The following is a 13249-nucleotide window of genomic DNA, read 5'->3' on the forward strand; positions in this document are numbered from 1 at the left end:
GCCGGCCGGGACGGGGCCCTTCACCGGGCTTCGCGCACGGGTTCGCGCCGTGCATAGAAGTCCGCCACGCTTTCGAGTTCTTGCTCTGTCAATGGCCGCACCATGTTGCGCATCTGCCCGAAGCTGTCGTTGCGGCGATCGCCCGCCGCGAAAGCCTTGAGCTCTTTCAGGAGGTACTCCTTGGGCATGCCTTCCAGCCACGGTGCTCCCAGCTTGTGGTCGATGCCGCCATGACACGCGACACAGGGCACGATGTTTCGCAGTGGGTCTCCGACGCGCACCAGCGCGGGCGCATCGGGTTCGTCAGGCCGCACGAGGGCGGCGCGCGCCTTCGGAAGCGAATCGTAGTAGGCGGCGACGTCCTGGATGTCCCGCTCCGACAGCCTGTTGGCGATGGTCTGCATGAACGCGCTGCTCCGGTCGCCGCGCTTGTAGTCATGGAGTTGCTTGATGATGACTTCAGGGTACTGTCCGGCCAGATTGGGCGAGCCGCCGTCGCTCATGCCCTGCGCGCCATGGCACATGCTGCATTGCTGGATCGCGATCGTCGCGCCGCGGCCAGTCGCGTCGCCAGCGCCGGAGCGGCCCATCGCGTTCGTCAATACGACGCGGGTGGTGCCCGTGCCCGGCTTTGGCCATTCACCAGCGGTCGTCCATTCGCTGGGTACGCCCGCCGCTCGGCAGATGCTGTCCCAGAGGCTCTTGGCAGTGAAGTCGCCATGTCTGGACGGCAGCCAGACGAACCCGACCAGCAGCGTCGCCGCGGTGAGCGCGATGATGCCGACCAGGCTCCATCGAAACCATCGGTTGCTCCATGCGAACAGGCTGGCTTGCTGCATCACCGCCCTCCGATGGGAATGACAGGCACAGAGGCATTCTCGAGCGAGGCCAACTGCGCAATGGGAAAACCGTAGTTCACGACCGTGAGAGCGATCATCAGCACGACCCAGAGCGCAAAGCCGTTCAAAGCGACCGGGATGGTCGCAGGCATATGGATTGGCGTGCTGAACCTGTAGGGCGCGGGCACCGCTTCGCTCTTGCCCGCACGCGCCAGGATGAAGATGAAAAGCAGCGCGGACACCACCAGCAGCAGGCCTCCAAGAGTCCCCGCCACAAGCGTCCAGCCCTGGTTGCTGAGCGCGGGGTTCGAGAAGTCGAAGTACGCCATGCGCCGCGGCTGTCCGAGCAATCCGACCCAATGCCAGGGCAGCGTCATCACCATCATTCCGACGAACCAGAGCCAGAGTTGAGTCCGCATAAGGCCGGCGGGCAGCGGCTTGCAGCCGGTGAGCTGCGGCCACAGGTCATAGGCGACCACGAAGTACATGATGACGATCGCGCCCGCAAAGATCAGGTGAAAGTGCCCCGTCACCCACTGCGTGTTGTGGATCGCCTCGTTGAGTTGAAAGCTCATGTTGATGAGCCCGCCCGCACCGCCCAGGCCCAACATGACGAACGAGAAAGCGACGGCCAGCATCATCGGATTGCCCCATGGCAAGGCCTTCACCCATCCGAAAGCCCCCCTCCCCCCGCGCAAGCGCGCCGCGATCTCGACCGACGCGACGATGGTGAAAACAGTGAGAAAGGTGGGCACGGCCACCATCGCCGTGAAAGCTGCGTGCACGAACTTGAACCCTGCGCCCACCTGCGGATCGGCGAAGAGGTGATGAATGCCGATGGGCATCGAGAACACAAGGAAGAGCACGAAGGCGACGCGCCCCATCGTGTCGCTGTAAAGGCGCCCGCCAATGGCGCGAGGCACGATCGTGTAGAACGCGATGTAGGCTGGCATCAGCCAGAAGTACACGATGGCGTGCAGCGTCCATGAGAAGAAGACGCGTGCCAGGCCGGCGTTGATGGTGTCCGTCAGGCCCACTGAAGCCGGCAAGATCAAAAGCAGGATCTCGAGGGCGGCGCCCACCGATGTCCACGCCCACAAATAGGCACCGGCGACGTTGCCGAACATCGCCAGCGGCACAGCCGAGCCGGCATTCTTTTTCTTCCATGCGCTCAGGTTGATCGACATGAGCGCCACCCAGATCCACGAGCCGACCACCACCAGCACGATGCCAAGGTAGTAGAACGGGCTGGCGATCATGGGCGGATAGAAGGTGTAGAGCACCGATGCAAGGCCCAGCGCGACCGGCGTGGCAGCCATGACCGTGCCAACGACCACGAGCCAGAAGCCGGCCCATGCCCAGCGCAGGCCAATCAGCGGCTGCTTCAGCGCGAGTTCGCTGATCGCATAGCCGAAGCCCATCGCCACCAGGGTCGGGAGGACATAGCCCATCACCGTGCCGTGCGCGGTCACGGAGCGGTAGTAATGTTCCGGGTCGCCCACCCACGCACTGAGCGGGCTGCGCACGAACATCTGCCATTCGCCCAACACGATGGCCGCGCCGAATGCGATGAAGGCCACCCAGAAGTGCGCGAGGACGAGTTTTCTAGCGAGGAACACAGCTCATCCTCTCTGCGCCTTTGGCATTGGCGAGGAATTCATCGGCGGGCAGCACCTGCACGCGGCCCCACATCGCCTCGTGGCCCGTGCCGCAATACTCATGGCAGGGCATCAGGCGGTCGCCAGTCTTCTCGAAAGTCGCGGTGAAGGTGGCGATAAACCCCGGAATCAGCATCACATTGGCGTTCGTCTTGTCGACGATGAAGCCGTGGACGGCATCGGCGCTGGTCGCGCGAAAGGTGACCGGCACACCGGCCGGAACGACCAGGCATTGAGGCTCGAACGAATACTGCTGTGCGACGAGCCTGACCACGACCTTGCCATTTGCGTCGACGGTGGTGCCCAGGTTGTTTTCGACGAACTCGCCCGAGACGTGCAGCGTGCGCGGATCGATCGTCTCCACCCGCGACGGCGGCATCGACGCCCAATGCAGTCCGGTGATGATCATCATCGCGAGCAGCAGCGCGATGATGATCATCACGACGATCGCCCAGCGCCTTTCCGCCCCTGCCGCGACGGCTTCGGATGCGCGCGACACGTCGGCGTTTGTCGATGTCACTGGATCACTCCTCGCGGCACGAAGACCAGGAAGTAGAAGAGGAACACGATCGCGACGACGATGAAGGTGGCGACTCCGACGACGGCGAACGTGCCCGCTGGTCCGAGAGAGACGATCTCGTCGATGCGCGCTTCTTCTCGCGCCTGCTCTCGCGCCAACTCGGCGGCTTCGACGGCAGTTGGAAGATCGTCGGGAGTTGCGGTGGCCATGGCGCGGACCTTCCTTGCTGCTATTCGGGAACGAGCGTTCGCAATTCGCTCACGCTGGCGGCGGTCACCGGCGTTCCGCTGTTCTCCCAGGCGACGCGGACATAGGTGACGACCGCCGCCACCTCGTCGTCATTGAGGATGTGCGAGAAAGGCGGCATACCGTGGGGCTTCGGGTTGCGCTTCGTGCCGGGCGCATAGCCGCCGTTCAGCACCATGCGGATCGAGTTGACCGGGGAGCTCATCGTGATCGACTGATTGCCGGCGAGCGGCGGAAACTGCGGCGGATGTCCCTTGCCTTCCTCGCCGTGGCACATGACGCATTGCGTCGCATAGATCTTGCGTCCGAGCTCCATCACGTTCGGACTGACCAGCCGCGCACTGCTCGGCGGCGGTGGTTCGGAGTCCCGCTGTGGAAGCTCCTTCAAATAGACCGCCATCGCCTCGACATCCGCGTCGGAGAGGTATTGGAGGCTGTTGTAGACCACCTCTGCCATGGGCCCGTAGACAGTGGCGCGATCCGAAATGCCGGCCTGCAGCAGATCGCCGATTTCCTTCAGGTTCCAGTTGCCGAGTCCCGCCTCGCGGTTGGAAGTGAGGGACGGCGCATACCAGTTCTGATTCGGGATCATCCCGCCTTCGAACTCCTGCGATGTCTTCGAGCCGCCAAGCTTGTTGATCGCCGTGTGGCACATGGCGCAATGCCCGAGGCCTTCGACCAGATAAGCGCCTCGATTCCATTGCGCCGACTTGCTCTTGTCGGGCGCGTATTCGCCCTGCTTGAAGTAGAGCGCTCGCCAGCCGATCAGCAGGTCGCGCTGATTGAACGGGAACTTCAATTCATGGGGCCGATTTTTCTGGCTGACCGGCGGCACGGACATCATGTAGGCGTAGATGGCGTCCGAGTCCTCGCGCGTCACCTTGCTGTACGACGCAAAAGGCATCACCGGGTACATCAGCGAACCGTCTCGCGAGACACCCTGATGCATCATCCGGTAGAAGTCCTCGGAGGTCCAACGGCCGATGCCGGTCTCGTCGTCGGGAGTCACATTGGGAACATAGAGACTGCCAAAGGGGGTCGCCATCGCGCGTCCGCCCGCGAATTCCTTGCCCCCGGGTGCGGTGTGGCAGGCGATGCAATCTCCGGCGCGTGCCAGATATTCGCCCTTGTTGATCGTCTGCGTCGTCGCGCTCACTTCGACCTTGCCTTGCTCCGCCGGCAGATATCCGGGCATGAAATAGAGAAAGCCCGCGACGAGCACCGCGACGACCACAAGGCCGGCGAGAAGGAGGTTGCGGGTTCCTCTGCGCATGACGCCTACATCTGGCTGCCGCACGACAAGGGCATGCGCTGGAGGTTGGACGACGCGGGAGAAGGATCGTGCGGCGGGTCCTGGCTCGACAGCCAGGTCGCCACCGCGTACACATCCGCTTCGGACATCCGGTCGGCGATGCGCTTCATGCAATCGGGCTGCGCGGCCTGCCGGTTGCCCGTGCGCCACCGCGTGAGCTGCGCAACGATGTAGGACGAACGCAATCCCACCAGCCCCGGGATGCCCGGCTCCATCCCGGTGAGTCCGGGGCCGTGGCATGAAATGCAGGGCGGTATCTGCTTGCTCGCATCGCCCGCGACGGCGATCGTCGCGCCGCGCTTGATCACCGAATCCGGCCCCGTAGGCGGCAGATTGGCTTCAAACGCGGGACGCTGCTTGGCGAAGTGCTCGGCGATCTCCCGCAGATAGGCGTCCGGCAGATAAGCCACCAGATAGTTCATCGGCGGATAGACCCGCTTGCCATCACGAAAGGCGACCAGCTGGTTGTAAAGGTAGGCCGCAGGCTTGCCCGCGATGCGCGGAAAGTATGGGTTGCTGGTGCCTTGTCCGCTCTGGCCGTGACAGGTGACGCAGCCTTGGACCCGCGCTTCCATCGAATCGACGGTCTTGAAAGCGGGAATGGCAGGGTCTTGCTGCGCCAGCGCCGCGCGCGCAAAGGCCAGGACGAACATCGCCGTCAGCAGCGCCGCCCGTCCTGGTCTGATGCGAAGGGGTGGCATTCTGTGATCGGCCGTTCCGTCGAGCCTCAGTCCAGACCCGAGACCATGAGGACGGCGGAAGCAACTGAACATGAAGCCGGCAACGCGTGGAGCTTCATCATCATGGACGTTCCTTTCTGCCTTCTGGTTACGAGCCCAGCAAAAAATTATGATTCCGCCGCAGATGCACGTATTGACGATTGTCAGTTCATCGCAAAGCGCCGTTCAGGACAACCAGTGCATCATCGCAAGCACGAGTCCGATGAGAAACACAGTCTCGCCGACCATCAGCGCCACCGGTTTGAGGCCCACCGTCGCCAGCTCGCGCAATTGCGTCTTCATGCCGATCGCAGCCATCGATGTCACCAGACACCATTGCGAAAGGTCGGTGCCCAGCTTGGTCAGCCCCGCCGGAACCCATCCGGTGCTGTTGATGGCGACCAGCACCGCAAACGCCACCGCGAACCAAGGCAGCAACGGCGGCCGGGGTCCGCCGGCGCCTTTGCCGCCAGCGCGTGTACACATCACGGCAAAAGCGATCACCGGCAGCAGCATGGCCACCCGCATGAGCTTGACGAGGGTGGCCACGTCACCGGTCTCGCGCGACATGCTGTAGCCTGCCCCGACGACTTGCGCCACGTCATGGATGGTGCCGCCGAGGAAAATCCCGGCCGCGCGCGGGTCGAGTCCCAGCAGATGCGCCAGCAGGGGGTAGACGACCATCGCCAGCGTCGACAGCGCCGACACGCCTATCACCGTGAACAGCGTTGCGCGTTCCTTGCCCGGATGGGCAGGCAGCGCGGCTGCGAGCGCCAGCGCAGCCGATGCGCCGCAGATGGCGGTTGCGCCACCGGTGAGCAAGCCGAACAGGCTCTGGAATCCGAGCAACTTCGCGGCAATCATCGAAACGGAAATGGTGACCACGACGCAGATGACCACCAGCAGCACCGGATGCCAACCTAGCGCTGCGACCTGGCCCATGGTGATGCGAAACCCCAGCAGCGCGACGCCGCAACGCAGCACTTCGCGCGCAGTGAAACCGATACCGGCCGCGCAGGCGCCGTCGCTCGAGAGGAAGTTCATCGCCATGCCGAGAATCAGCGCGAACAGCATGACGGGCGCGCCATAGTGCTGCGAAAGCGAAGTCGCGGCGATTGCTACAACCAGGCTGGCAAGTACGCCAGGAAAGAGCGTGCGGCCGCGAGTCGGCAAGGCCGCGAAGGTCGTGATCATTGGGTTGTCAGGCTTGTGCGAGCAGGTGGTTCTGGAAAACGTCGCGCAGCTTGTTCTTCTGCACCTTGCCCGTCGGCCCCAGCGGAATGCTGTCCACGAAGACCACGTCATCCGGCGTCCACCACTTGGCGATCCGCCCGTCATAGAAGGAGAGAAGTTCATCGCGCGTGACGGACTCACCCGGCTTGCGCGTCACCACGAGCAGCGGGCGCTCGTCCCATTTGGAGTGACGGGCCGCAATACAGGCCGCGAGCGCCACTGAAGGGTGTGCCATCGCGATGTTTTCGAGGTCGATCGAGCCGATCCACTCGCCGCCGGACTTGATCACGTCCTTGCTGCGGTCGGTGATCTGCATGAAGCCCTCGGCGTCGATCGTGGAGACATCGCCCGTGGGGAACCAGCCGTCGACCAGAGGACCATCGCCCTCGCCCTTGAAGTAGTCGGAGATGATCCACGGACCACGCACCATCAGCTCGCCGGCGGTGACGCCGTCGTGCGGCAGCTCGGCACCGTCTTCGCCGACGATCTTCATGTCGACGCCGAACACCGGCCTCCCCTGCTTGGCCTGGATGGCGAGACGCGCCTCGGCATCGAGACCCTGTTGGCGTGGCTTGAGCGTGCAGACGGTACCCACCGGGCTCATCTCGGTCATGCCCCAGGCGTGCAAGACCTTGACGTCGTAGCGTTCCTGGAAGGTGCGCATCATCGCGGGCGGGCACGCCGAGCCACCGATGATGGTGCGGCGCATGGTGCTGAATTCGAGGCCGTTGCCTTCGACATGCGTCAACAGGCCTTGCCAGACGGTAGGCACGCCAGCCGAGACGGTGACGCCTTCGCTCTCGAAAAGGTCGTGCAGCGATTTACCGTCGAGCCATGGTCCGGGAAACACCAGCTTCGCGCCGACCATGCACGCGGCGTAAGGCAGACCCCACGCGTTGACGTGGAACATCGGGACGACCGGCAGGATGACGTCGTTGGCGGAGCAGTTCAGCGCATCCGGTAAAGCGGCCGCATAGGTGTGCAGCAGGGTCGAGCGGTGGCTGTAGAGCGCGCCCTTTGGATTGCCGGTCGTGCCTGACGTGTAGCACAGCGACGAAGCAGACTTTTCGTCGAACACAGGCCAATCGAATTCAGGCGAATGCGCCTCGACCAGCTCTTCGTAGCACAGCAGATTCGGCACCTTGGACGATGCAGGCATGTGCGCCCGGTCGGTCATCGCGACGAAAGCCTTGATCGTCGATACATTGGACGCGATCGCCTCCACCAGCGGCAGAAAGGTCAGGTCGAAGAACAGGATCTGGTCTTCGGCGTGGTCTGCGATCCACGTCACCTGATCGGGATGCAGGCGGGGGTTCAGCGTGTGCAGCACGGCACCCGAACCCGAGACTGCGTAGTAAAGCTCCATGTGGCGGTAGCCGTTCCACGCCAGTGTGCCGACGCGGTTGCCGAACGCAACGCCGCGCGCGGCCAAAGCACCGGCAAGACGCCGTGAGCGCTCGGCCAGATCGCGATACGTGTAGCGGTGAACATCGCCCTCCACGCGCCGCGACACGATCTCCTGCTCGCCATGATGGCGTTCCGCGTGGGTCAGGAGCGTGGAAATCAGCAGCGGCTGCTCCATCATCAATCCGTTCATGGATGTCTTCTCTTTCAATTCGTCGAATTCATTGGATGGAGCGGTCCGCTCAAGCCATTGCCTGGCGCCCGGGGGCGACGGAGTCGGCTCGCGCCTCGTGCTCGGCTGCCTCTCCCGCACGCTGCAGATCGCTCTCGTAGGTGCGCGCTGCAATCAGGAGCGCTGCGGCAGCCAGCAGGCTGAAGAGCGGCACGACCATCAGCGCCCGCTCCAGCGACCACGCATCTGACAGGAAGCCTGCAATGAGCGGCCCCAGGGCCAGGCCGAACAGGTTCTGGAAAAGCGAGAGCACCGAAGCGCCGGTTGCGCGAATGCCAGGATGGATCACTTCGATCACTGCGGCAGCCACAGGGCCGACGGTGCAGGTCATCAGAAAGCCCCCAAAGGCAAGCACGCCGAACTGCGCACTGGCAGTGAGCTGAAGGCCGATGCTCGAAGCGCCGAAGGCCAACATCAGCACGACCATGGAAGCGACGCACAGCAGCGCCGTCGAGTACAGCTTGAACTTCGGGCGACGACGCCCCGAGTAGTCGACCACGGCGCCCCAGACCACACTTCCCAATGCACCGCAGAGAACGACCAGCGAAGCCTTGATGGCAGCCTGTTCCGGCGCCATGCCATGGACCCGGTTCAGGAAGCTCGGCAGCCATGACCAGATCGCCGAGACCGTAATCAGCTGCAGCGGAGCGGCGATGCACAGCCAGAGCATGGTGCGCGAGCGAACGAGCGCATGCATGATGGCACTGGCCGTATTGCGCGCCGAGCTGGTCGCCTGGTCGAGCCGCGCGGTGAGCTTGACTGTCGGGTAGTCGCGCACCTTCAGGTACAGCAGCGCAAGGATCAGCCCAGGAATGCCGACAGCACCGAATGCAGCCTTCCACCCGAAATGGGCGGCAATGACGCCGCCCAGCATCACGCCCAGCACCGAACCCACAGAGGCCGAAGCGAAGAAGCCGGCGAGGACCGCACCGCGAAGGCGCGACGGAAAGTGGCTGGCGATCAACGCGGCGCCGACGGAGCCGTAGCCCGCTTCGCCCAGGCCGACCGTTGCACGTGCCGCGAGTAAGGTGCCGTAGCTGCGGGTGAACATGCAAGAGATGGATGCCAGGCTCCAGATGGTGGCCATGACAACCACGCTCTTGACGCGGCTGGCGCGGTCGGCGAACAAAGCGACCGGAATGCCGGCCAGCGCAACCGTGACCGACACCGCCGAGACGAGTCCGCCGAGCTGCTTGTCCGAGAGACTCCATTCGCTCTTCAGGTACGGGAAGAGCGACACGATGACCTGTCGATCGATGTAGTCGAACATCATCAGCCCGACTGTCATGGCGAAGGCGAACCAGGCCTGCCCGCGGGTGAACAGGTATCCGTCCCGGCCCGGCATTGCTTTTGTTGCAGCGATATTCATGGCAATCCCTCTCAGGGCACAAGAACGGTCGCGCCGACCGTCTGGCGGGACTCCAGCGCAGAGTGCGCGTCCGCCGCGTCCGCCAGCGCGAAGGTCTGCTTCGGCTCGCTCACGATGCCGCCGGACAGCACGTGCCCGAACAGCTCGTCCGCCATCGAGAGCATGTGCGCGCGCGGCATGATGTAGTGCATCATCGCCGGCCGCGTGATCCAGATGGACCCCTTGACGGCCAGAGTCATCGTGTCGATGACAACCGGCCCGGACGTCGTGCCGTTGCTCACCAGCACACCGCGCGGGCGCAGGCTGTCGAGCGAAGCTTCGAGCGTGTCCTTGCCGACCGAGTCATACACCACCGGCACGCCCTTGCCGTCCGTGATCTCGCGCACGCGCTCGGCGATGTTCTCGCGCGAGGTCACGATGACATGAGCGCAGCCGTTCGCCTTGGCGATCTCTGCCTTCTCGTCCGAGCTGACGGTGCCGATCATCGTGACGCCCATCGCCTTCGCCCACTGGCAGGCGATCGAGCCCACGCCACCGGCAGCCGCGTGATAGAGGATCGTCTCGCCGCCGTGGAGCGGAAAGACTTGGCGGAACAGGTACTGCACCGTCATGCCCTTCATCATCAAGGTGGCTGCAGTGCGATCCGAGACGCCATCGGGCAGCGGAATCAGCACGTCGGCAGGCATGACGCGAACGTCCGAATACGCGCCCTGGGGGCCGATCAGGTAACCGACGCGGTCGCCGACCTTGAATTCCGTCACGCCCGGGCCGATGGCTTCGACGACGCCCACTGCATCGGAGCCCAGTCCACTGGGCTTCGGCACGGGATAGCGTCCGGTTCGAAAGTAGATGTCGATGAAGTTCACGGCCACAAAGGTGTGGCGTACGCGAACCTGGCCTTGGCCGGGCTCGCCGACTTCGACGTTTTCGAGCTTGAGCACTTCCGGACCACCGGTGTCGTGCAGGCGAATGGCGAGTGCCATGTTGTCTCCTTGGATCTTGATTCAGGAATGGCGGGCGCTCAGCCAGCCGCGTTGTCGTTGTCTTTGTCGTCGTCGGCGAGTTCATCGATGAACTGCTCGGCCTCGGGCCAGTGGCCGAAGCCGGAGGCCGGATTGAGGTGTCCGACTTCACCGAGGTCGACGAGGCGGCTGCCCCAGTCGCGCGCGAGGTCGGCAACTCTCTCGTACTCGGCGAGCGGATCGTTGCGGCTGGCGGCAACGATGCTCGGAAACGGAAGACGCTGACGCGGAACGGGCAGCCAGCCGCTCGCATTCAGTTGTGCCACTGTGGGATAGCCGTCGGGCATGGGCCGCTCGAAGTCCGGCGGCGCGGCAAGCAGCGCACCGAGAACGGGGCGCCTTGTCTGCAACGCCCAATGCGCCAGCATCACGACGCCGCCGCTGTGCGCGACGATCAACAGCGGCCCTTCGATCGCCTGCGCTTCACGCTCGATGGCATGGACGCGGGCTGCGCAGTCCAGATCCTCGCGGCCCATCGGCGGCACCACGCGCACGCGCGCCAGGCGCTCCGCGAGCAGCGTCTGCCAGTGCGCGGCCACATGGTCGCGCAAGCCGGGGACGATCAGGACAGTGGCAGGCCGCGCAACCATTGCTCAGGCCGCCTTGCGCAGGAAGCCCTGGTGGGCGCCGTTGCGGTTGGGAGCGAAGCCGTTGGCCAGCAACGACTCTTCGACCGTGTCGTAGAAGACGCCGATCTTGCTGATCTCACGCGCTTGTTGGGCGGTCGCAATGGGGCGGCCGAATTCGCGCGAAATACGCACCAGTTGCTCGATCTGCTCGACCGTGCTCGCCTTTTTGGTGCGCGACTGGTTCCACAGGTTGTCTTCGGTGCCAGTGCGCACGTGCAGGCCCATGGCGATGCCCATCATGTTGACCGGCAGCACGTTGCGCATCGAGCTTTCGACCGTCAGCACAGCGCCATCAGGTGTGGCGCGCACGAAATTGGCCAGGTTGTAGATGCTCGGCACGTCCATGCCGCCGCCGATCGCCACCCAGTTCATGACCAGCGGGCCCTTGTAGATCCCGCGGCGCATCAGGCGCTCGACCGACTCGAAGCTGTTGATGTTGTAGCACTGGAAAGCGCTCTGGATGCCGGCTGCGTTCAGGCGGCGGATGTGCTCCTCGGCCCAGCCGGGCTGGGAAGGCACCGTCATTTCCTTGTAGGCGTTGAAGACTGCCGGGTCTTCCATCGAAGTGCCCTTGTAGTCCTCGTATTCCCAGTGCTCGACGACGTTCATCTGCGACGTGTTGATCGTCACGGTGACCTGATCGGGCTTGGGATCGAGATCGGCCAGCATGTGGCGCGTGTCGTCGCTCAGCCACTTGGCAGCCGCGCCTTCGTTTTCCGGTGCGAAGCTGATGGAGCCGCCCACCTGGATGATCATCTCGGGCACGGCATTGCGCACGCCGGCGATCAGTTCATTGAACTTCGACAGGCGCTTGCTGCCCTTGCCGTCGAGTTCACGAACATGCAGGTGCAGCACGGTGGCGCCGGCGTTGTAGCAGTCCACTGCCTTCTGGATCTGGTCTTCCATCGTGACAGCGATGTCCTCGGGGAAGTCGGAGGGCACCCACGACGGCGCGTAGGGCGCTGCCGTGATGATCAGGGGCTGCTGGTTTTCGGGGTAAAGGGAACCGTCGAGATAGTTCATGTTGAAGGCTCGTGGAAAAAGTAAATGGGACGGAAGAAGAGCGAAGAGGCGTTGCCTAGAAGGTGGCTTCACCGACGATGCCGGCGCGCTCCATCTTTCGATGGCACGGCGGGTAGTCCATCACCGCGTAGTGCTGCGTGCAGCGGTTGTCCCACATGGCCACGCTGTTGGGCTTCCAGCGGAAGCGCACCTGGTATTCCGGGATGGCCGCCTGGCTGATCAGGTACTGCAGCAGCTGGCTTGCGCCCGGCGCGTAGTCCTGGCCGTAGCGCACGTTGTCGACATTGTGGAAATTGGTGAAGTGCGTCGTATATGCATTGACGAACAGGACCTTCTCGCCCGTCTCAGGATGCGTGCGCACCACCGGGTGCTCGGCATCCGGGAACTGCGCGTGCAGCGCGAGGCGCTTTTCGATTGGCATCGCGGCGCCGAAGCTGGCTTCGATGCTGTGGCGGGCGCGCAGGGGGGCGATCCGATCCTTCACATGCTGCGGCAGCCGCTCGTAGGCGAGCGCCATGTTGGCCCACGTCGTGTCGCCACCCACCGGCGGGCATTCCACGCAGCGCAGAACGGCGCCGAGCGGTGGCTTCTCGCGCCACGTGGCGTCGCAATGCCAGGAGTTCTCGTAGCGGTCGTTCGGCTGCTCGGGCGACTTGTAGATTCGCACCAGTCCTGGGTTCTCCGGGTCACTGCCGAGCACCGGGTGGGGCTCGAGCTCGCCGAAATGCCGCGCGAAGGCCACGTGCTCGGCGCGCGTGATGTTCTGGTCCCGGAAGAAAAGTACTTTGTGCTTGAGCAGGAGAGCGCGGATTTCGGCAACGAGCCCGGCGTCGCGCGAGGCGGCGCCCAGGTCTACGTTGCGCAGTTCGGCGCCGATACTGCAGGTCAGCGGTTCGACCTCGATGGAGGTCTTGAGTTCGCGTGTATTCGTCGGGTTCATGGGCCTGTTGTCTCCTGACTCTTGTCGGTAGGAACGGGCCGCGAACGGGCGGCTCCGTAGGCCATGAGAATAGGGAGATGGCCCTTGCGGCGCCCCCTCCTTG

Annotated in this window: 13 protein-coding genes; all 13 read right to left on the bottom strand. The window is 64.1% G+C overall.

Going from position 1 to position 13249, the window contains the following annotated elements:
* Nucleotides 1–20: 20 nt before the first annotated feature.
* Nucleotides 21–839, bottom strand: a complete 819-nt coding sequence (locus tag AC1DSF_RS07070) for a c-type cytochrome (RefSeq protein ID WP_478182489.1) — start codon at nt 837–839, stop codon at nt 21–23.
* Nucleotides 839–2458 carry a cbb3-type cytochrome c oxidase subunit I gene (locus tag AC1DSF_RS07075; RefSeq protein ID WP_478126518.1) on the bottom strand — a complete coding sequence of 540 codons (1620 nt, stop codon included), beginning with the start codon at nt 2456–2458 and terminating at the stop codon, nt 839–841. Before AC1DSF_RS07075 ends, AC1DSF_RS07070 begins: the two co-directional genes overlap by 1 nt.
* Complete coding sequence (locus AC1DSF_RS07080) at nt 2445–3017, bottom strand: cupredoxin domain-containing protein (protein ID WP_478126519.1); 573 nt, start codon at nt 3015–3017, stop codon at nt 2445–2447. The genes AC1DSF_RS07075 and AC1DSF_RS07080 overlap by 14 nt, the downstream gene beginning before the upstream one ends.
* Nucleotides 3014–3226: a hypothetical protein gene (locus AC1DSF_RS07085; protein WP_478126520.1), complete on the bottom strand. Its 213-nt coding sequence runs from the start codon at nt 3224–3226 to the stop codon at nt 3014–3016. The genes AC1DSF_RS07080 and AC1DSF_RS07085 overlap by 4 nt, the downstream gene beginning before the upstream one ends.
* Before the next feature lie 20 nt (nt 3227–3246).
* Nucleotides 3247–4458: a c-type cytochrome gene (locus AC1DSF_RS07090; protein ID WP_478182589.1), complete on the bottom strand. Its 1212-nt coding sequence runs from the start codon at nt 4456–4458 to the stop codon at nt 3247–3249.
* A gap of 83 nt (nt 4459–4541) precedes the next feature.
* The gene (locus AC1DSF_RS07095) at nt 4542–5276 is read right to left on the bottom strand and encodes a c-type cytochrome (protein WP_478182490.1); all 735 of its coding nucleotides are present in this window, start codon (nt 5274–5276) and stop codon (nt 4542–4544) included.
* Between the two features lie 204 nt (nt 5277–5480).
* Nucleotides 5481–6488, bottom strand: coding sequence for a YeiH family protein (locus AC1DSF_RS07100; protein WP_478182491.1), 1008 nt, complete (start codon nt 6486–6488; stop codon nt 5481–5483).
* A gap of 7 nt (nt 6489–6495) precedes the next feature.
* Complete coding sequence (locus AC1DSF_RS07105; RefSeq protein ID WP_478182492.1) at nt 6496–8124, bottom strand: 3-(methylthio)propionyl-CoA ligase; 1629 nt, start codon at nt 8122–8124, stop codon at nt 6496–6498.
* Nucleotides 8125–8173: 49 nt separating this feature from the next.
* Nucleotides 8174–9532, bottom strand: coding sequence for an MFS transporter (locus AC1DSF_RS07110; RefSeq protein WP_478182493.1), 1359 nt, complete (start codon nt 9530–9532; stop codon nt 8174–8176).
* A gap of 11 nt (nt 9533–9543) precedes the next feature.
* Nucleotides 9544–10515, bottom strand: coding sequence for a quinone oxidoreductase family protein (locus AC1DSF_RS07115; protein ID WP_478126524.1), 972 nt, complete (start codon nt 10513–10515; stop codon nt 9544–9546).
* A 38-nt stretch (nt 10516–10553) separates the two neighbouring features.
* Nucleotides 10554–11144: an RBBP9/YdeN family alpha/beta hydrolase gene (locus tag AC1DSF_RS07120; RefSeq protein ID WP_478126525.1), complete on the bottom strand. Its 591-nt coding sequence runs from the start codon at nt 11142–11144 to the stop codon at nt 10554–10556.
* 3 nt (nt 11145–11147) lie between these two features.
* Entirely contained in the window at nt 11148–12206 is a 1059-nt protein-coding gene (locus AC1DSF_RS07125) for a beta-keto acid cleavage family enzyme (protein WP_478143182.1), read from the bottom strand.
* Nucleotides 12207–12261: 55 nt separating this feature from the next.
* The gene (locus tag AC1DSF_RS07130; protein ID WP_478182590.1) at nt 12262–13110 is read right to left on the bottom strand and encodes a TauD/TfdA dioxygenase family protein; all 849 of its coding nucleotides are present in this window, start codon (nt 13108–13110) and stop codon (nt 12262–12264) included.
* Nucleotides 13111–13249 lie beyond the last annotated feature (139 nt).

This window comes from Variovorax sp. 01N429, assembly GCF_056399425.1.